The organism is Bradyrhizobium canariense, assembly GCF_019402665.1.
GTDB lineage: Bacteria > Pseudomonadota > Alphaproteobacteria > Rhizobiales > Xanthobacteraceae > Bradyrhizobium > Bradyrhizobium canariense.
On record NZ_VSST01000069.1, the window covers coordinates 39,828 to 60,177 of the forward strand.

Consider the following 20,350-nt stretch of genomic DNA (forward strand, 5'->3'; position numbering starts at 1 on the left):
GCCGATGTCCCGGGTGTCGCTTCGCTCACCCGGGCTAAGTGTTCCTAATTCAGTGATTATCCCGCGCCACACCAAAGCTGCCGGCGACGTTCTGGTAGCGCGTGGCGAGCTCCATGCAGGCGCCGGTCGCGTGCTGGCCGACGGTGTTGCGATAAAGCTCCTGCCACGGCGTCTGGTTCGGCGGATGCTTGAAGCCGCCATTGGCCTTGAGCTCGGCGTGGCGCTTCTTCACCTCGTCGTCCGAGATGAGAATGTTGGCGCTGCCCTTGTTCAGATCGACGCGCACCTTGTCGCCGTTCCTGAGGATCGCGAGCCCGCCATTGGCGGCGGCTTCCGGCGAAGCATTGAGAATCGAAGGTGAGCCCGAGGTGCCTGACTGCCGGCCGTCGCCGATGCAGGGCAGGGACATGATGCCGCGCTTGATCAGCGCCGCAGGCGGCTGCATGTTCACGACCTCGGCGCCGCCGGGATAGCCGATCGGGCCGGTGCCGCGGATGAACAGCACGCAGCGCGCGTCGATCTCGAGCGAGGGATCGTCGATCCGCTCGTGATAGTCCTCAGGCCCCTCGAACACGACGGCGCGGCCCTCGAAGGCATTGAGATCGGTCGGATTGCTGAGGTAGCGATCGCGGAATTCCTTGGAGATCACGCTGGTCTTCATGATCGCGGAATCGAACAGATTGCCCTTCAGCACCAGGAAGCCGGCGTCCTTCACCAGCGGCTTGTCGTAAGCCCAGATCACGTCGTTGTCGGGCTTTGGTGCATTGGCGCAATTCTCGCCGATGCCGCGTCCGTTGACCGTGACCGCGTCCTCGTGGATGCGCTTGTGCTTCATCAACTCGCGCACCACGGCCGGCACGCCGCCGGCGCGGTGGAATTCCTCGCCGAGATAGAAGCCGGCCGGCTGCATGTTGACCAGCAGCGGCACGTCGTGACCGACCTTCTGCCAATCGTCGATGGAGAGCTCAACGCCGATGTGGCGCGCCAGCGCGTTGATGTGGATCGGTGCGTTGGTCGAGCCGCCGATCGCCGAATTGATCACGATACAGTTCTCGAACGCCTTGCGGGTCAGGATGTCCGAAGGCTTGAGGTCTTCCCAGACCATGTCGACGATGCGTTTTCCCGTCTCGTAGGCGATCTGGCCGCGCTCGCGATAGGGGGCGGGGATCGCCGCACAGCCCGGAAGCGAGAAGCCGAGCGCTTCGGCGAGCCCGTTCATGGTGGAGGCGGTGCCCATGGTGTTGCAATGGCCGACCGAGGGCGCCGATGACGCCACGATCTCCATGAATTCTTCATAGTCGATCTCGCCGGCGGCGAGCCGCTCGCGCGATTTCCAGACGATGGTGCCAGAGCCGGTGCGTTCGCCATTGTGCCAGCCGTTCAGCATCGGCCCGCCCGACAGCACGATCGCAGGCAGGTTGACGGTCGCCGCCGCCATCATGCAGGCTGGCGTAGTCTTGTCGCAGCCGGTGGTTAGCACCACGCCGTCAAGCGGATAGCCGTAGAGGATTTCGACGAGGCCGAGATAAGCGAGGTTGCGGTCGAGCGCCGCGGTCGGGCGCTTGCCGGTCTCCTGGATCGGATGGGTCGGGAATTCCATCGCAATGCCGCCGGCCTCGCGGATGCCTTCGCGGACGCGGTGGGCAAGCTCGATATGGTGGCGGTTGCAAGGGGAGAGGTCGTTGCCGGTCTGCGCGATGCCGATGATCGGTTTGCCGGACTGGAGCTCGGTGCGGGTGAGACCATAGTTCAGATAGCGCTCCATATAGAGCGCGGTCATGCCCGGATTATGCGGATTGTTGAACCATTCCTGCGAGCGGAGGTGGCGGCGAGCGCCGTTGCCGGCGGGGGCATGCCCATTGGTTGGTCTTTTTGTCATTGGTTTCTCCTGCAATGCAAACGCACTGGCGTCCGTTTTATGGTATCGGCTTGTGCGATGCCCAACGGCGCGAGCGACGATTTGCCTGCCCGCTGGCGGGTCGTTTCCTCACAAATCCGATACTAGTCATGGCCGCTTGGTAACGCTACCATTTTGTTCGCAGCGCCTGTGCCTGAAGCGGCTGGCCGGTTGTCCGACCGCCGGGCCGACGAGCTTTGCCGCTCGATCACCTTGAAGCCGAGATCGAGCACCGGATGTTCCGGGCGCCGTCCGTCGATCGCGTCGATCAGCATGCTGGCGGCCGTGTTGCCCATCTCGTAGCGGTTGGTGCGCACGCTCGTCAGAGTCGGGACCGCGGAGGCCATGAATTCCAGATCGTTGAAGCCGACGATCGCGATCTGTTCGGGGATGGCGATCTCGCGGCGCCTGCATTCGAACAGCACACCCAGCGCGAGGTCGTCATTGGCGCAGAACACCGCATCCATGCCTGGCTCCCGCGCCAGGAGATCGGTGAACAGGGCGCCTCCGAGCGTCACCGAGGTCGGAGTCGCCGTCGTGACGACGAGGCGTTGCTCGAATAGTCCTGCGTCCTTCATGGCCGAGACGTATCCGTCGAGCCGCCGCTGTACCCGCGGATCCATCCGCGCGCCGACGAAGCCGATCTTGCGGTGACCTTGCGCGAACAGATGTGCAACCGCCGCACGGGCTGCGTCATAGTGCGAAAAGCCGATCATCATGTCGACCGGATGGGGCCCGATCTCCATGATTTGCACGATCGGGCAGTCGGCGGCATCGAGCATCGCGCGCGATTCCGTGGTCTGGTCGATGCCGGTGACGATCAGCCCGGCCGGCTTCTGCGCGAGAAACAGGCGCAGCAGCTTCTCCTCCTGGAGAATACTGTAGCGTGTGTTGGACAACTGGATCGAGTAACGGCTGTTTTCGGAGGCGTCGTAGATGCCGCGCAGCACGTCGGAGAACACATTATTGGTCAGTGACGGAATCAAGACACCGATCACCTCGGTGCGCTGCGAAGCCAACGCGCGCGCCGCCAGGTTCGGCACATAGCCGAGCTCCCTGGCCGCGCTCTCGACCCGTGTCCGTTTGGCGAGCGACAGCGCCTCGGGATTGCGGAAGAAGCGGGACGCTGTGATCGGGCTTACGCCGGCGAGCTCGGCGACTTCCGCCAGCCGGATTTTGCCTGACTTGGTGCGGTTTCGACCCATTTGCTGCTCTTAACACACTCACTGTCGCAAACAAAGGAACGTTGACAGCGCTACCAGCACGGACTAACCAAAGACAAATTGCCAAAACCGCACAAACTGCCGACAATGTCGCCCGCTAAGGTTGGGCTTCGTTCGGTGAAGTCTGAAAAAACAAGACGGTCGCGGCGCGAGATGCGTCGTGGACTTTCGAGGAGGGAGCTAGATGTCGTCTGTGCAAATCCGCGACGTGCGGAAATCGTTCGGCAATTTTGAAGTCCTGCACGGCGTTTCGATTCCGATCGAGGACGGCCAGTTCGTTGTCCTGGTTGGTCCCTCCGGCTGCGGCAAGTCGACGCTTCTGCGCATGCTTGCCGGTCTCGAGAACATCACCTCTGGCACGATCTCGATCGGCGACCGCGTCGTCAACAATGTCCAGCCCAAGGAGCGGGACATTGCGATGGTGTTCCAGAACTACGCGCTCTATCCGCACATGACGGTCGGCGAGAACATGGGCTTCTCGATGAAGCTGCGGGGCGAAAGCACCGAAGAGATCAACAAGCGCGTCAAGCGCGCCGCCGAGATCCTGGCACTGTCGCCGCTGCTCGAACGCTATCCGCGCCAGCTCTCCGGCGGCCAGCGCCAGCGCGTCGCCATGGGCCGCGCCATCGTGCGCGACCCGCAGGTCTTCCTGTTCGACGAGCCCTTGTCGAACCTCGACGCCAAGCTGCGCGTCGCGATGCGCACCGAGATCAAGGAGCTGCACCAGCGGCTGAAGACCACGACGGTCTACGTCACCCACGATCAGATCGAGGCCATGACCATGGCCGACAAGATCGTCGTCATGCATGACGGCATCGTCGAGCAGATGGGTACGCCGCTCGAGCTCTACGACAAGCCCGAGAACCAGTTCGTCGCCGGCTTTATCGGCTCGCCGTCCATGAACTTCCTGAAGGGGCATGTGCGCGTCAACGGCGTTGCGACCTTCGAGGGGCCGAATGGCGTGAAGCTGCCGCTCAGGAACGCGCCGGCGGCGTCCGACGGGCGTCCTGTCGTTTACGGCGTGCGCCCAGAGCATTTCACCATCGCTGACGACGGCGCCGATGCCGAGATCGTCGTGGTCGAGCCGACCGGCTCGGAAACGCAGGTGTTTGCGAAGCTCGGTGGTGAGCAGGTCGTCGCGGTCTTCCGCGAACGTCACCAGTTCAACCCGGGTGACAAGGTCAAGCTGAAGCCCGATCCTTCCGTAATTCATCTGTTCGACGAGGCGACGGGCAAACGCGTGTAGCGACGCCGAAGAACTGCCCAATACAAGACGACCCAATACAAATATAAAATTTAGGGAGAGAACGATGAGCGATTTCGACAGGCGAAGTGTGCTTAAAGTCGGTCTGGGCGGCGCGGCGCTGCTGGCCGGCCCGGGCATCGTCCCGGTGCGCGCGGCGGAGTGGACCAACACGCCCGAGGCGAACGCCTCCATCCGCGTGCTGCGCTGGAAGCAGTTCATTCAGGCCGAGTTCGACAAATTCGCCGAGCAGACCAAGGCGTTTTCCGAGAAGACCGGCGTCAAGGTCAAGCTCGAGGCCGAGAGCTGGGAGGACATCCGCCCGAAAGCCGCGGTCGCCGCCAATGTCGGCGCCGGTCCCGACCTGATCATCGGCACGCTCGATGATCCCCACAAGTTCCCGGAAAAGCTGATCGACATGACTGACGTCGCCGACTATCTCGGCGCGCAGTATGGCGGCTGGTACCCGGTCGCCGAACGCTACGGCAAGAAGGGCAACAGCTGGATCGCCATTCCCCAGGGCGCGACCGGCGGCTGCCTCAACTACCGCGTCAGTCACGTGAAGGCCGCCGGCTTCGATGAATTTCCCAAGGACACTGCCGGCTTCCTCAAGCTCTGCCAGGCGCTGAAGAAGAACAACACGCCGGCCGGCTTCGCGCTCGGCCACGCCACGGGTGACGCCAACGGTTGGTGCCAGTGGGCGCTGTGGGCCTTCGGCGGCAAGGTCGTCAACGAGAAGAACGAGGTCGTGATCGACTCGCCGGAGACGATCGCCGCGCTCGAATACGTCAAGCAGCTCTACGAGACCTTCATCCCCGGCGTGCTGTCGTGGAATGACTCGAACAACAACAAGGCGTTCCTCAACGGCGAGCTTAGCCTGACGCTGAACGGCATCTCGATCTGGACCGTCGGAAAGAACTCGACCGATCCGAAGCAGCAGGAGATCGCCAAGGACATGAACCACGCGCCGATGCCGATCGGGCCCGTGGGCGTGTCGACCGAGCAGCAGAACGTACTCGTCTATTACGGCTACAAGCACTCGAAGTATCCGAAGGCGGTCAAGGAATACATCAAGTTCATGATGGACAAGCCGAACTACGACGCCTGGGAGGTCTCCTCCAACGGCTACGTGTCGCCGCCGCTTCCGGCCTACAACGACAACCCGGTGTGGACCTCCGATCCCAAGATCACGCCGTATCGCGACTGCCTGAAGCGCTGCCGCGACAACGGCTATGCCGGCGATCTCGGCTATGCCTCCGCCGCCGTGATGGGCGACTTCGTCGTCGTCGACATGTTCGCCGAGGCGGCGTCGGGCTCCGTGACGCCGAAGGCGGCAGCCGCACGCGCAGCCGAGCGCGCCAAGCGCTACTACCAGGTCTGATCAGCTCCAATCTGCACGGCGTCCGGTTCGCCGGACGCCGCGACTTTTCGTCGAGGGGAATCCGACATGGCAGTTATGGCCGAGTCCACTGTCGCGCAGGCCAAGCGCAGCAGCTTGTGGACCAGAGCATTCGAGAGCCGGCATTTCCTCGGCGCGATGTTCATGGTGCCGGCGATCGCCATCCTCATTCTGTTTCTGGCTTACCCGCTGGCGCTCGGCTTCTGGCTCGGCATGACCGACACCAAGATCGGCGGTGCCGGACGCTACATCGGCTTCCAGAATTTCGTCTCGCTGGCGAAGGACTCGGTGTTCTGGCTGTCGGTGTTCAACACCATCTTCTACACGGTCGCCGCCAGCGCGGTGAAATTCGCCATCGGCCTTTACCTGGCGCTTCTGCTGAACGAGCGGCTGCCGATGAAGTCGATGATCCGGGCAATCGTGCTGTTGCCCTTCGTCGTGCCCACGGTGCTCTCTGCGATCGCGTTCTGGTGGATCTATGACAGCCAGTTCTCGATCATCTCCTGGGTGTTGATCAAGGCCGGCCTGATCACACGCTATATCGATTTCCTTGGCGATCCCTGGAATGCGCGCTGGTCGGTGGTCGCCGCCAATATCTGGCGCGGCGTTCCTTTCGTGGCGATCACGCTGCTGGCGGGACTTCAGACCATCTCGCCCTCGCTCTATGAGGCCGCCAATCTCGACGGCGCCACCAATCTGCAGCGCTTCCGCCACATCACGCTGCCGATGCTGTCGCCGATCATCGCGGTCGTGATGACGTTCTCGGTGCTGATGACCTTCACGGACTTCCAGCTCATCTACACCATCACGCGGGGCGGGCCGATCAACTCCACCCATCTGATGGCGACGCTGTCGTTCCAGCGCGCCATCACCGGCGGCAATCTGGGCGAGGGCGCGGCGATCTCGAACGCGATGATTCCGTTCCTGGTCGCGGCGATCCTGCTCAGCTTTTTCGGGCTTCAGCGTTCCCGCTGGCAGCAGGGCGGGAGGGACTGACCATGACCACAGCGGACGACCAAAGCGTCGGAATGGACTATCTGGAAAGTTTTCCGCGGAAGTTTTTTCGCGTCTACCTTCCGCTCGGCCTGATCATCTTCTTCCTGCTATTCCCGTTCTACTGGATGGCGGTCGCGACGTTCAAGCCGGACGCGGAGATGTACGACTATGAAAAGTACAATCCGTTCTGGATCGTGCATCCGACGCTTGAGCACATCAAGAAGCTGTTCTTCGACACCGACTATCCGCTCTGGATGTGGAACACCGTGATCGTCTCGGTGTCCTCGACCTTCATCTCCCTGTTCGCCAGCGTCTGCGCTGCCTATGCGATCGAGCGCCTGCGCTACAAGGGCTCGCGCTATGTCGGCCTTGCGATCTTCCTCGGCTATCTCGTGCCGCCCTCGATCCTGTTCATTCCGCTGGCGGCGATCGTGTTTCAGCTCGGGCTGTTCGACGGCAACCTGGCGCTGATCCTGACCTATCCGACCTTCCTGATCCCGTTCTGCACCTGGCTCCTGATGGGTTATTTCCGCACCATTCCCTATGAGCTGGAGGAGTGTGCGCTGATCGACGGGGCGACGCGGCTGCAGATTCTGATGAAGATCACGCTGCCGCTGTCGCTGCCGGGCGTGATCTCGGCGGGCATCTTCGCCTTCACGTTGTCCTGGAACGAGTTCATCTACGCGCTGACCTTCATCTCCTCGTCCGAGAACAAGACGATCCCCGTCGGTGCGATCACCGAGCTCGTCAATGGCGACGTCTATCATTGGGGCGCGCTGATGGCGGCGGCTCTGACCGGCTCGGTCCCCGTAGTTATCCTTTATTCCTTCTTCGTGGAGTATTATGTGTCGGCGATGACCGGCGCCGTGAAGGAATGATCGCGGGGCCCGCCTTGAGAGCGCGCCAGGACGAATCGCCGAAATCGGCGCGTTCCGGCCAATAAAAAGGAGTAGGCTCTTGCACATTCTGGTTCTGGGCGCCGCCGGCATGGTCGGCCGCAAATTGTGCGAACGGTTGTTGCGCGACGGCCGGCTTGGCAAGAGCGACATCACCAAGCTGACCATGCATGACGTGGTCGAGCCGAAGGCGCCGGAAAAAGCCGGTTTTGCCGTCGAGACGGTGTCGAGCGATTTCGCCATGCCGGGTGCGGCCGAAAAGCTGATCGCCGGCCGTCCGGATGTGATCTTTCACCTCGCCGCGATCGTCTCAGGCGAAGCCGAACTCGATTTCGACAAGGGCTACCGCATCAATCTCGACGGCACGCGGATGCTGCTCGATGCCGTCAGGCTCGCCGGCGGCGGCTACAAGCCGCGCGTGGTCTTCACGTCCTCGATCGCGGTGTTCGGCGCGCCGTTCCCCGATGCGATCGGCGACGAGTTCTTCCACACGCCGCTTCTGAGCTACGGCACGCAGAAGGCGATTGGCGAACTGCTGCTGGCCGACTATTCCCGCCGCGGCTTCCTCGACGGCATCGGCATCCGCCTGCCGACCATCTGCATTCGGCCCGGCCTGCCCAACAAGGCGGCATCGGGGTTCTTCTCCAATATTCTGCGCGAGCCGCTGGCCGGCAAGGAAGCGGTCCTTCCCGTGTCCGAGGACGTCCGCCATTGGCATGCCACGCCGCGCTCAGCCGTCGGCTTCCTGCTGCATGCCGGCACCATGGACCTCGCCGCGGTGGGGCCGCGCCGTAATTTGACCATGCCGGGCCTGTCGGCGACGGTTGGCGAGCAGATCGCTGCGCTGAAACGCGTCGCCGGCGACAAGGTCGCCGCCCGCATCAAGCGGGAACCCGATCCCTTCATCGTCGGCATCGTCGGCGGCTGGCCGCGCAACTTCAATGCAAAGCGGTCGCTCGAGCTCGGCTTCACCACCGCTGAGAAGACTTTCGACGACATCATCCGCATTCACATCGAAGACGAGCTCGGCGGCAATTTCGTCGCGTGATCTCTGACTGAGCGGGTAAAGTGATGGCGAGCGTTGCTTGCATCGGCGAATGCATGGTCGAGCTCCGGCAGGCCCAGGGTGGACAATCCGGCGGGCAGGGTGGCGGCCTCTACTCGCGTGGATTCGGCGGCGACACTCTCAACACGGCCGTGTACCTCGCGCGGCTCGAGGTCAAGGTCGACTATTTCACCGCGCTTGGCGACGATGCCCTGAGCGATGAGATGATCGCGGCCTGGACAGCCGAGGGCGTCGGCACGAGGCGCGTCGCGCGGCTGCCGGGCAAGCTGCCCGGCCTCTACATGATCCAGCTGGACGCGAAGGGCGAGCGCCAGTTCTTCCACTGGCGCGACAGTGCGGCGGCGCGCCAGCTGATGAATCTGCCGGAGACGGACGATCTCCTCAACTCGCTGATGAGCTACGACATCATCTATCTCTCTGCGATCACGCTCTCGATCTACGACGCGGCCGGGCGCGAGCGCCTGTTCGCGGCGATCAAGCGCGCGCGCCTGCTCGGCACCCGCTTCGTGTTCGACACCAATTTCCGCGCGCGGGGATGGCCGGATCGCGACGTCGCGCGCGAGGTGTTTTCAGCCGCCTTCGCGGCTGCCGACATCGTGCTGACCTCGACCGAGGATCTGCTCGCCCTCTATCCCGGCGAAAGCCACGAACAGTTGATGGCGCGCATCCCGACCCCCGAGCTGGTGTTCCGGCTCGCGGAGCCGGTCAGCCTGCTGCGCTTTCCCGGGGGCCCCTACGAGGTCCGCGCCGAGCCCATGACCAAGCCCGTGGTCGACACCACCGCGGCCGGCGACAGCTTTGCGGCGGCCTATATCGCCGCACGGCTCGCCGGTTCCGACCCGGTCGAGTCCGCCCAGGCCGGGCACCGCCTCGCCAGCCTCGTGATCTGCTATTCCGGCGCCATCATTCCGGGTTATGCCATGCCGCCGAAGAAACGGCACCGGCCGGCGACCACGCGTCAAGCGACCAAGTGAAACGAAAGCCAAGATGACCACGACTGCCCAACAGAACCAACTCGCCGCGCTGTTCAAGGCCGCGACCGTCATTCCCGTCCTCACCATCGAGCGTATCCAGGATGCTGTGCCGCTGGCGCGTGCGCTGGTCGCCGGCGGCGTCCGCACGCTGGAGGTGACCATGCGTACCCCCGTTGCGATCGAGGCGGCGAGGGCGATGATGGCCGAGGTGCCCGAGGCGATCGTCGGCATCGGCACGATTCTCAATCCGGCCGACTTCACGCGTGTCGAGAAGCTCGGTGTTGCGTTCGGCATCAGCCCCGGCTTGACCCCGGACCTGTTGAAGGCCGCCACCCATAGCTCCTTGCCGTTTGCGCCCGGTATCGCCACGGCGTCCGAGCTGATGATGGCGCTGTCCTACGGCTTCGACATCGCAAAATTTTTCCCGGCCGAGCAGGCTGGCGGCATCAAGGGGCTGCGCTCTCTGGGTGGGCCGTTCCCGAACGTGCGGTTCTGCCCCACTGGCGGGGTCGGCGAGGCCAATGCGGCAACCTGGCTCGCGGAGCCCAATGTGGTCGCTGTCGGCGGTTCCTGGCTGTGCCCGACGTCGGAGATCAGGGCCGGGAACTGGGCCGGCATAACTGCCATCTGCCAGCGCACCCTCCAGGCGCTTAAACCCGCGTGAAGTCTTGCCATCCCTGAGCTAAGACTTAGGTCAGCAAGAGACCGCCAGGGAGAAAGACCATGACCGCCAGCATCGTCGGATGGGCGCATACGCCGTTCGGCAAGTTCGACACCGAGACCGTGGAAAGCCTCGTGGTGAAGGTCGCCAATGAGGCGCTGGCGGATGCCGGCATTTCGGCTGGCGATGTCGACGAGATCGTGCTCGGCCATTTCAACGCCGGCTTCTCGCCCCAGGATTTTACCGCCTCGCTGGTGCTCCAGGCCGACCCGCAGCTGCGTTTCAAGCCGGCGACCCGGGTCGAGAACGCCTGCGCCACCGGCTCCGCCGCCGTCCATCAGGGCGTGCGCGCGATCGCGGCCGGCGCGGCCAGGATTGTCCTCGTTGTCGGCGTCGAACAGATGACGCGCACGCCGGGGCCGGAGATCGGCAAGAATCTGCTCAAGGCGTCCTATCTGCCCGAGGACGGCGACACCGTCGGCGGCTTCGCCGGCGTGTTCGGCAAGATCGCCAGCTCCTATTTCCAGAAATACGGCGACCAGTCCGACGCACTGGCGCTGATCGCGGCCAAGAACCACAAGAACGGTGTCGCCAATCCCTTCGCCCAGATGCGCAAGGACTTTGGCTTCGAGTTCTGCCGCGCCGAGAGCGAGAAGAACCCCTACGTTGCCGGTCCCCTGAAGCGCACCGATTGCTCGCTGGTCTCGGACGGTGCCGCTGCCCTGGTGCTGGCCGACGCGGAAACCGCCAAGGGCATGAGCAAGTCGATCGGCTTCCGCGCCACCGCGCACGCCCAGGATTTCCTGCCGATGTCCAAGCGCGACATCCTCCAGTTCGAGGGCTGCACGGTCGCCTGGCAGCGCGCGCTGGAGAAGGCGGGCGTTACATTGTCGGATCTCTCCTTCGTCGAGACCCATGACTGCTTCACCGTCGCCGAGCTGATCGAGTACGAAGCGATGGGGCTGACGCCGAGGGGGCAGGGCGCCCGCGCCATCAAGGAAGGCTGGACGCTCAAGGACGGTAAGCTCCCGGTCAATCCGTCCGGCGGCCTGAAGGCCAAGGGCCATCCGATCGGCGCCACCGGCGTCTCCATGCACGTGATGACCGCGATGCAGCTCGCCGGCCAAGCGCCCGAGGGCATGCAGCTCAAGAATGCAAAACTCGGCGGCATCTTCAACATGGGCGGTGCGGCGGTTGCCAACTACGTCTCCGTGCTGGAGCCGCTGAAGTAAGCTCCGACCTTGTAGGGTGGGCAAAGGCGCAGCCAGCGCCGTGCCCACCATCTTGTTTGCGCTAGATCATGGTGGGCACGCTTCGCTTTGCCCACCCTACGGCACTGATTGATTCGCGGGACATGCATCATGAGCAATGACTACGAAGATTCGCTGTCGATGGACGCACTCAACGATCGCATCGCGATTCTCGAGGACAATATCCGCCAGCTCATCGAGCAGGCCGCGGCCGCCTCGGGTGAGCAGAACGAGTCGCGGATCGCAGACCGCATCAACCAGCAGAACGAGGAGCTCGACCGTCTCCTCAAGGTTCGCGAATCCCGTCAGAAGAAATAGCCCTTAGCGGCCGGCGCATGCGGCCATACGCCGGCCGCCCTTGCGCATGCGCCGCCGCTGCCGTTAGCTGGACCGAAATCGCAGGGCTCGCTTGAGCCCGCGCAATCGGGAGTGAACGATGGGGCCGCTGAAGGGCATCAAGGTCGTCGACATGACCACCGTGTTGATGGGTCCCTATGCGACCCAGATGCTCGGCGACTATGGCGCAGACGTCATCAAGGTGGAGTCTCTGGACGGTGACGTCACCCGCCTGATCGGTCCGATGCGGCACGCCGGCATGGGCCCGGTGTTCCTCAACACCAACCGCAGCAAACGCTCGATCTGCCTCGACCTGAAGAAGCCCGCCGGCCGCGAGGCCGTGCTGCGCTTGCTGAAAGACGCCGACGTTCTCGTCTACAACGTCCGCCCGCAGGCGATGGCGCGGCTTCAACTGGGCTATGACGTTGTTTCCAAGATCAATCCGCGTCTGGTCTATGCCGGCGTGTTCGGCTTCGGCCAGGACGGGCCGTATGCTGCAAAACCCGCCTATGACGACCTGATCCAGGGCGCCACCGCGCTGCCGGCCTTGATGGCGCAGACGGGCGACGGCGTGCCGCGCTATGTGCCGAACGCACTGGTCGATCGCATCGTCGGCCTCACCGCCGTGGGCGCGATCTGCGCCAGCCTCGTGCATCGCGACCGCACCGGACGCGGCCAGCGCGTCGACATCCCGATGTTCGAGACCATGGCCGGCTTCGTCATGGGCGACCACATGGGCGGGCTCACCTACGAGCCCCCGCTCGACAAGGGCGGTTACGCCCGCCACCTCTCGCGCGATCGCCGGCCCTACAAGACCTCGGACGGTTATCTCAGCGTCATCGTCTACAACGACAAGCAGTGGGAGAACTTCTTCAAGGCGACGGGACGCGACGACCTGCGGGCCGACGCGATGTTCGCGACATTCGCCGGCCGCGCCGCCAATATCGACGTCGTCTATGCCGAGCTCGCGCGCATCTTCGAGACGCGCAGCACCGAGGAATGGATCGACCTGCTGACCAAGGCCGATGTGCCCGTGATGCCGATGCACGACCTCGCGTCGATGCTGCACGATGAGCATCTGGAGGCGACCAACTTTTTCCCGGTGGTGAACCATCCAACTGAAGGGCCGATCCGGAGCATGAGGGTGACGGCGACCTGGTCCGAGACCGGGGCCGAACCGGTGCGGCTCGCGCCACAGCTCAACGAGCACGGCGCGGAAATCCTGCGTGAGATCGGCTATTCCGCCGACGAGATCGACGCCATGGTCCGCGATGGCGTCACCCGTTCGCCGCCCCGGAATGACGATGCACTGGTGCGCCCATGAGCTTTATCACCGGCGTCGGCCTCACGCCTTTCGGCAAGCACGAAGGCTCGTCCTCGCTGGACCTGATGAGTAAGGCCGCGCAGGCCGCGCTCGACGATGCCGGGCTCGAGCGCGCCGAGATCGACGGCATCCTCTGCGGCTACTCCACCGTTTCGCCGCACATCATGCTGGCGACCGTCTTTGCCGAGCATTTTGGCATCCGCCCCAGTTACGCCCATGCCGTCCAGGTCGGCGGCGCGACCGGGCTCGCGATGACCATGCTCGCCCATCATCTCGTCGAAGCAGGCGTCGCCCGCAATGTGCTCGTCGTCGCAGGCGAGAACCGTCTCACCGGGCAGAGCCGCGATGCCTCGATCCAGGCGCTGGCGCAGGTCGGCCATCCCGATTACGAAGTGCCGCTCGGACCGACGATTCCCGCCTATTACGGCCTGGTCGCGAACAGGTACATGCACGAATACGGCGTGACGGAAGAAGACCTTGCCGAATTCGCGGTGCTGATGCGCACCCACGCCTGCACTCATCCCGGTGCGCAATTCCAAGATCGCATCGAGGTCGCCGACGTCATGGCCTCGAAGCCGGTGGCGATGCCGCTGAAGCTGCTCGATTGCTGCCCGGTGTCCGACGGCGGCGCAGCCTTCGTCGTTAGCCGCGAGCGGACCGGAGAGGCCGGCGTGCGCATTCGCGGCTGTGCCCAGGCCCATACCCATCAGCACGTCACTGCAGCGCCCGCCCTGAGCGAGCTCGGCGCGGAGATCTCCGTCGGCCGCGCCAAGGAGGCGACCGGCCTTGCGATCTCCGACGTGCGCTACGCCGCGATCTATGACAGCTTTACGATCACGCTCGCGATGCTGCTGGAAGACCTTGGCCTTGCTGGCCGGGGCGAGGCAGCCGCGCGCGTGCGCGCAGGCCATTTCAGCCGCGACGGCGCGATGCCGCTGAACACCCATGGCGGCCTGCTCAGCTACGGTCATTGCGGCGTCGGTGGCGCGATGGCGCATCTTGTCGAAACGCATCTGCAGATGACGGGGCGGGCGACGAATCGTCAAGTGCGTGACGCCTCGATCGCGCTCCTGCACGGCGACGGCGGCGTGCTGTCGTCTCACGTCAGCATGTTCCTGGAGCGGGTGCGATGAGCGAGCGAATCGCGGATTGGACCCAAGGTGTGCAAGTCATCACCTTTCAGACCTGCACCTCCTGCAGCCATGTGCAGTATTTCCATCGCGCCTTCTGCGCCGCCTGCGGTGCGCCCGATCCGCGCGAGCAGCGTGCCAGCGGCAAGGGCAGGGTCTACGCGACGTCGCTGGTCTGCCGCGCCGCGACGCCTGAGACGCGGCCGCACGTGCCCTTCAACATCCTGCTGGTCGATTGCGCCGAGGGTTTTCGCATGATGGCGCATGGTGAGAATGATCTCGCCATCGGCGATGAGGTCAGTGCGAGCTTCAAACCGTTCGCTGGCAGGCTGGTGCCGTTCTTCGCCAAAGATGGATAGTGAAATTTGGATGCTCGAATGTAGCCCGGATGGAGCGCAGCGAAATCCGGAATTTTCACCTCACCGATAGACTTTCCCGATTGCGCTTCGCTCCATCCGGGCTACTGCAAAGCCAGCGGTGGGATTCGTCATTCGGGGGCGGTCCTGAGAGACCGAGCCTGGAACGGGAATTCTGGGCCTGGCCTGTGCGAGGGCCACCCCGGAATGACGAAAGCTCTCACCCGACTCTTAACTAGCGCCCGTAGAACAGGATGCTGGCGATGACGAGCATCGCCATCACCGCCAGCATATGCGCGAGCGCCTCCGAGGCCGCCCCCTTGGTGGCTTCCTTCATGCCATTTTCTCCCTAGACTTGGGCGTGACTCATCGATGCGCGGTTAGCGCCCAACGGCCAATTGTTTTTACTCGGAACACCCCTTGCGAGTATCCGCCGCGATCAAGTCCCCACGCGGCGAATATCGACTGTACCAAGGTCGTTCAGCAATGCGGCGGCATTTTGACTCGATGTTGTTGCTCCTGCGGACGCGCAAGAATACAGTTTCGTGGAACTTTCGCCGCTAACGACAAAAAGCATTAAAGGCTTAGGGAAAAACTTCAGGAAAATCATGGCCCGCATCAACTACAGCGACCCGTCCAAGGCATCCGACCGCACCCGCGAGATCCTCGACAAGAACCGCAACGCCAACATCTTCCGGATGATGTCGCATTCGCCGAGCTATTTCGAGCAGTACTGCCGGCTCGGCGGCGCCATCCGTCACAAGGGCGAGCTCGATCCGATCGTGCGCGAACTCGCGATCACCCGCACCGGAATTTTGTGCGAGGCGCCGTACGAGATCGTCGCGCACAAGCGCATCGGCAAGAATGTCGGCGTCACCGACGAGCAGAACGAAGCGCTCGAGAACTGGCAGGACGCCAAGTGCTTCGACGAGGTGCAGCGTGCCGCGCTCGCCTTCACCGACGAGATCGTGAAATTGAACAAGCCGACCGCGGCGATCTTCAACGCGATCGCATCGAAGCTGACACCCGCCGCACTCGTCGAGTTGCAGCTTTCGGTCGGCTTCTACATCATGACGTCAAAGTTTTTGGAGACGTTTGAGATCGATCTTCAGCCGGTCACGGAAGTGGTTGGCTGATCCAAAGCCGCGGCGAGGGATGCCGATGACGATCGATGAATATGCGGCCTGGGCCGCCACCGTTGCAAAAGTCGATGAGCATCCGTCCAACGAACGGCTGTCCTATCTGGGCCTCGGTCTCGCCGGCGAATCCGGCGAGGTCGCCGAGCACATCAAGAAGCTGCTGCGCGATGACTGGCTCGACCAGGCAGGCCTCGTCGAAGAGCTCGGCGATGTCATCTATTACTGGGCCTGCCTATGCGCAGCGACCGGCCAGCAGCCGTCCGAATTGCTCAAGGCGAGTGCGGCCAAGATTAATCGGCGGATCAGTGAGGCGGCGGGCCGCTAGGCCGCTCAGGTCGAGGTCAAGATATCCACCCTGGCGTTGGCGACGATCAGACGGTCGGCGAGAAGCTGCGCAAGATTGCGCATGATGCGTTCGCTGGCGTGCGGGTGCTGCTTGCGGAAGCGCTCGAACGCTTTCAGGGGCGCTTCGAACGCGGTCGCTGCCATGTCCACGAACACGTCGGCGGAGCGAGTGGTCTCGATCAGGGCCATTTCGCCGAAGGCCATGCCGGCGGTGAGCGTCGCCAGCCGCACGCCGTCGGGCAGCGTGACATGCACGGCGCCGCTGCGCAGGAAGAACAGAGCATCGGCGGGATCGCCCGTGGTGAGGATCTTTGTCCCGGATTGATAGGTCCGGATCGTGCAGATCGAGGCGAGGTCGGTCAGCTCTTCCTCGCTCATGCCGGCCAGCAGCGGCTGTTCGGCAAGCTCGGTGGTCTCGTGGAAATCGATCGAGCCTCCGTACCGATAGATGATCTGGTCTTCGGCCCATTCGATCGCGGTGTCGAGCAAATAGAAGTCGCGGACGTTCTTGAGCTCGGCGGTCCATTCCCGCAGGCTGTCCCATTCCTTGGAGGCGCGCCTGACGCCGGACAGTACGACGGTCACATTCAGCGCCGCCAGCTCCTCGAACGCTTCGGCTACCAGCCGCGCCCCGGCGCGGGTGGTGGAGGTGACGCGGTGGAGATCGAAGATCACGAATTGCGGCCGCGGCCGGCCCGCAAGGCGGCGCGAGACATAGTCGACCGCCGACAGCGACAGTGTGCCGACCAGCTCGATGATCCGCACCTCCTGCTCATGCGCCGCGAGAATATCGCGCTCCTGTGGGCGGCGCACGCGCCGCGACGGGCTCTTGCCGATGTCGTAATCGGCGATGACGGCATTGCGCGCATCGTCACTGCGGTTGAGCATGTGCAAATCGTAGTGCGAGGACAGCGCCTCGCAGACCTTGATGCCGCGCACGCTGTTGCCATGCTTGTCGAGCCTTGGCGAATAGCTGCCGAGCCCGAGGCGCGCGGGGAGGGCTGCGAGAATTCCGCCGCCGACGCCGCTCTTGGCGGGGATGCCGATCCGGTAGATCCATTCGCCGGCATAGTCGTACATGCCCGACGACGTCATCACCGACAGCGTGCGCGAGATTGCGTAAGGCGTCAGCACCTGCTCGCCTGTGACCGGGTTGACGCCGCGGTTGGCGAGTGTTGCCGCCATCACCGCGATGTCGCGCGCGGTGACCAGCACCGCGCATTGCCGGAAATAGACGTCGAGCACGGCAGCGACATTGTCCGAGATCACCGCGTTGGTCTTGAGGAGATAGCCGATGGCGCGGTTGCGGTCGCCGGTCTGGCTTTCGGAAGCGTAGACGGCCTCGTCGACGGCGAGGCCGCGGCCGGCAAAACGACTGAGCGCGAGGCGAATTTGCTCGAAGGCGTCCGTACCCTTGCTGTCGTGGATCAGCCCCGTGCAGGCGATCGCGCCGGCATTGACCATCGGGTTGAACGGATGGTTCTCCGAGTTGAGCCGGATCGAGTTGAAGGGATCGCCTGAAGGCTCGACGCCGATCGCGCTCTCGACCCTGTTTGCGCCGAGCAGGTCCAGCGCGAGTGCGAACACGAACGGCTTTGACATCGAGTGGATGGTGAAGGGCGCCCTGGAGTCGCCGACCTCGTAGACATGACCGTCCAGGGTCGCGAGGCTGATGCCGAAACAGGCAGGATCGGCCTTGCCGAGCTCGGGAATGTAGTCGGCGACCGCGCCCGAGGTCTCCGCCGAGAATTCGCTGAGGCAATTGTCCAGAAACCGCAGCAAAGGCGGCTTGGAGCGGGTCCAGGCGGTGGCGAGAGGCGAAAGCTGTTTCATCGCCTCTCTTTGTGCAACGCAATCAGGGCACGCGCAACCCGTCCGGCACCATGGTCTGCCGCCGGACCAGCAGCAGGGCGAGCAAAACCGTGGGGACGAGGATGGCGAGGCCGAGCAGCGTCACCTGCATCTGCGACAGCGGCATGATGCCGCCGCCGGGGGTGGCCACCACGAACCCGCCGATCACCAGCAGTACGCGGATCGGCCATTCCAGCGCACCGGCGCCGCGGAGATCGCCAACGAAGGGCTGGTAGCCCTGAATGCCGCCGCAGATGAACAGCGTGCCGAACGCCGCGAGCGCCATCAGCCCGAGACCGGCGAGATAGGGGCTCGGCCCCTGCAGCACCAGCGCGGGATTGAGCACGAAGAAGAACGGGATGAAATAGATGATGCTGCCGACCCACATCGATTCCCAGCCCGTCTTCATCGCCGGCGAACCGGCAATGCCTGCGGCCGCGAACGAGGCGATCGCGACCGGCGGGGTGATCGACGACAGCATGCCCCAGTAGAAGATGAACATGTGCACGGCCATCTTGTTCAGCCCGAGTTTCTCCAGCGCCGGTGCGACCAGGATGGCGAGGAAGATGTAGCAGGCCGTCGTGGTCAACCCGAGGCCGAGGATCAGGCTGGTGAGGGCGCACATGCCGAGCAGCAGGAACGGATTGTCACCCGCAATGCGCAGCAGGTCGTTGGCAAGGCTCGACACCACGCCTGTCATCGAGAAGGCGCCGATCAGCAGGCCGCAGCCGGCGAGGATGCCGACAAGCTCGACGAAGGTGCGGCCGTTGACCTCGAGGAATTTGCCGATGGTCGCGACAGTCCAGCGCGTGTCCTTCGAGAACAGCTGGTTGAGGACCAGAAGCAGGGCGGTAGCGTAGAACGGCGCATGGCTCTCGCGCTTGAAGTAGAGCAGCATCACGATCAGCAGCGCGATGACGAAGACGTAGTACCAGCCGTCCTTGATTGTATCCATGACCCGCGGCAGCTCCGCGCGCGGAATGCCCTTCAGCCCGTGTCGTGCGGCGTAGGAATCGACCTGCATGAACAAGCCGACGTAATAGAGCGCGGCGGGAATGATGGCCGCAATCGCGACGTCGGCGTAGCTGACATTGAGGAACTGCGCGATCACGAACGCGGTCGCACCCATCACCGGCGGAGCCAGCACCGCGCCGGTCGAGGCACACGCCTCGATCGCGCCGGCGTAGGAGGCGCGGAAGCCGCTCTTCTTCATCACCGGAATGGTCATGGTGCCGGCGGTGAGCACGTTGGAGATGATCGAGCCCGACATCATGCCGAGCAGGCCGCTGGCGAAGATGCAGACCTTCGCCGCGCCGCCGCGGAAGGTGCCGCACAGCGCGAAGGCGAGATTGATGAAGAACTTTCCGGCGCCGGTCATCATCAGCGCCGTGCCGAATACCAGGAAGCCGATCACGGTGTCGGCAAACGCCTGGATGGGAATGCCGAGGCTCTCGCCCGACAGCACGTGATAGGCGGTCGCCTGCTCCAGCGTCGATTGTGTGCCGCGGAACGGCCCGAGCCAGCTGGATTCCGCGAACAGCGGATAGACGGTGAAGGGGAGCACGCTCAGCAGCAGGCTCCAGCCCCCGGTCCGCCGCAGCGCCTCCATCAGCATCACCCACATCACGAGACCCGCCGCGGTCACGCTGTTCGGCGCGCCGCCGAATTCCCAGCCGGCCTCCGCGGCTTTGCGCACGTTCAACATCAGCAGCAGCGCCGCGGCAAAAGTTACGACGAAGCAGAGAAGGTCGTACCAGGGAATGCGGTCGAGCGGCGCGCGCGGGGTTCCCGGGAAGATCAGGAACGTGAACGGCAGCATCAGGGCGATCAGGAGATAGAAATACTCCGTGTTGAGCTGGGTGTAGCCGACGAAGAAGCGCAGCGAGAATTGCTGGTTGATGCAGAGCAGGATGGTCGCGGCGGTCGCGACGACGAGCGTCCAGCGCCACGCGCCGCGCAAGCTTCGCACGCGCGTGACCTCCGCTTCCTGCATGTTGGCGGCGGCGCCATGCGGGTCCTCGAACACGATCCGCTTGCCCTCGTCCTGCGGAGCGGTGGATTCTGAAGCAGACGACATGATCGACCCCGCGCGTGGGTTGCTAAGTGCTGACGAATGCGAATGGGTTGAAGCGGTCGGGCCGTGGGCTCCTCAACCTCTCCCGCTTGCTTTGCGGGAGAGGTTGCGCCGAAGGCGGGTGAGGGCTCTCTCCTCTGGGGGAATCCCAACGTTGAGGCACCCTCTCCCCAACCCTCTCCCGCAAGCG

The 20,350-nt window shown here is 63.9% G+C and carries 18 protein-coding genes; 14 read left to right on the forward strand and 4 right to left on the reverse strand.

The annotated features are described in order from the left end of the window. Positions 1-49: 49 nt before the first annotated feature. Both FXB41_RS32345 and gntR read right to left on the reverse strand, forming a co-directional pair. Positions 50-1,879, reverse strand: a complete 1,830-nt coding sequence (locus tag FXB41_RS32345; RefSeq protein WP_219684649.1) for an IlvD/Edd family dehydratase — start codon at positions 1,877-1,879, stop codon at positions 50-52. 122 nt (positions 1,880-2,001) lie between these two features. Beyond that, positions 2,002-3,102: an HTH-type transcriptional regulator GntR gene (gene gntR, locus FXB41_RS32350; RefSeq protein ID WP_007592329.1), complete on the reverse strand. Its 1,101-nt coding sequence runs from the start codon at positions 3,100-3,102 to the stop codon at positions 2,002-2,004. Positions 3,103-3,304: 202 nt separating this feature from the next. On the opposite strand from gntR, the gene FXB41_RS32355 reads away from it, so the two are divergent. From FXB41_RS32355 to FXB41_RS32420, 14 genes are all read left to right on the forward strand, one after another. After that, complete coding sequence (locus FXB41_RS32355) at positions 3,305-4,366, forward strand: ABC transporter ATP-binding protein (RefSeq protein WP_007592328.1); 1,062 nt, start codon at positions 3,305-3,307, stop codon at positions 4,364-4,366. Positions 4,367-4,430: 64 nt separating this feature from the next. Further along, a complete protein-coding gene (locus FXB41_RS32360) occupies positions 4,431-5,744 on the forward strand; it encodes an ABC transporter substrate-binding protein (RefSeq protein ID WP_007592326.1) in 1,314 nt (437 codons plus the stop codon). Between the two features lie 66 nt (positions 5,745-5,810). Continuing rightward, a complete protein-coding gene (locus tag FXB41_RS32365; RefSeq protein ID WP_007592324.1) occupies positions 5,811-6,758 on the forward strand; it encodes a carbohydrate ABC transporter permease in 948 nt (315 codons plus the stop codon). A 2-nt stretch (positions 6,759-6,760) separates the two neighbouring features. Then, positions 6,761-7,636 carry a carbohydrate ABC transporter permease gene (locus FXB41_RS32370; RefSeq protein WP_007592322.1) on the forward strand — a complete coding sequence of 292 codons (876 nt, stop codon included), beginning with the start codon at positions 6,761-6,763 and terminating at the stop codon, positions 7,634-7,636. Between the two features lie 79 nt (positions 7,637-7,715). Next, positions 7,716-8,702 carry a D-erythronate dehydrogenase gene (denD, locus tag FXB41_RS32375; protein ID WP_219684650.1) on the forward strand — a complete coding sequence of 329 codons (987 nt, stop codon included), beginning with the start codon at positions 7,716-7,718 and terminating at the stop codon, positions 8,700-8,702. A 23-nt stretch (positions 8,703-8,725) separates the two neighbouring features. Beyond that, complete coding sequence (locus FXB41_RS32380; protein ID WP_219684651.1) at positions 8,726-9,694, forward strand: sugar kinase; 969 nt, start codon at positions 8,726-8,728, stop codon at positions 9,692-9,694. A 13-nt stretch (positions 9,695-9,707) separates the two neighbouring features. Further along, positions 9,708-10,358 carry a bifunctional 4-hydroxy-2-oxoglutarate aldolase/2-dehydro-3-deoxy-phosphogluconate aldolase gene (gene eda, locus FXB41_RS32385; protein ID WP_219684652.1) on the forward strand — a complete coding sequence of 217 codons (651 nt, stop codon included), beginning with the start codon at positions 9,708-9,710 and terminating at the stop codon, positions 10,356-10,358. Between the two features lie 59 nt (positions 10,359-10,417). Further along, complete coding sequence (locus FXB41_RS32390; RefSeq protein ID WP_007592314.1) at positions 10,418-11,587, forward strand: acetyl-CoA acetyltransferase; 1,170 nt, start codon at positions 10,418-10,420, stop codon at positions 11,585-11,587. A gap of 129 nt (positions 11,588-11,716) precedes the next feature. Next, the gene (locus FXB41_RS32395; RefSeq protein WP_007592312.1) at positions 11,717-11,923 is read left to right on the forward strand and encodes a hypothetical protein; all 207 of its coding nucleotides are present in this window, start codon (positions 11,717-11,719) and stop codon (positions 11,921-11,923) included. A gap of 118 nt (positions 11,924-12,041) precedes the next feature. After that, entirely contained in the window at positions 12,042-13,265 is a 1,224-nt protein-coding gene (locus FXB41_RS32400) for a CaiB/BaiF CoA transferase family protein (protein WP_007592310.1), read from the forward strand. Then, complete coding sequence (locus FXB41_RS32405) at positions 13,262-14,398, forward strand: thiolase family protein (RefSeq protein ID WP_219684653.1); 1,137 nt, start codon at positions 13,262-13,264, stop codon at positions 14,396-14,398. The genes FXB41_RS32400 and FXB41_RS32405 overlap by 4 nt, the downstream gene beginning before the upstream one ends. Further along, positions 14,395-14,754 (forward strand): Zn-ribbon domain-containing OB-fold protein, encoded by a 360-nt coding sequence (locus FXB41_RS32410; protein WP_219684654.1) that lies wholly within the window; start codon positions 14,395-14,397, stop codon positions 14,752-14,754. The genes FXB41_RS32405 and FXB41_RS32410 overlap by 4 nt, the downstream gene beginning before the upstream one ends. Positions 14,755-15,359: 605 nt before the next feature. After that, entirely contained in the window at positions 15,360-15,887 is a 528-nt protein-coding gene (locus FXB41_RS32415) for a carboxymuconolactone decarboxylase family protein (protein WP_007592305.1), read from the forward strand. A gap of 25 nt (positions 15,888-15,912) precedes the next feature. Further along, complete coding sequence (locus tag FXB41_RS32420; protein WP_007592303.1) at positions 15,913-16,215, forward strand: nucleoside triphosphate pyrophosphohydrolase family protein; 303 nt, start codon at positions 15,913-15,915, stop codon at positions 16,213-16,215. Between the two features lie 5 nt (positions 16,216-16,220). On the opposite strand, the gene glsA is transcribed toward FXB41_RS32420, so the two are convergent. Beyond that, a complete protein-coding gene (glsA, locus tag FXB41_RS32425) occupies positions 16,221-18,068 on the reverse strand; it encodes a glutaminase A (protein WP_219684655.1) in 1,848 nt (615 codons plus the stop codon). 22 nt (positions 18,069-18,090) lie between these two features. Continuing rightward, positions 18,091-20,163 carry a TRAP transporter permease gene (locus tag FXB41_RS32430; RefSeq protein WP_219684656.1) on the reverse strand — a complete coding sequence of 691 codons (2,073 nt, stop codon included), beginning with the start codon at positions 20,161-20,163 and terminating at the stop codon, positions 18,091-18,093. Positions 20,164-20,350 lie beyond the last annotated feature (187 nt).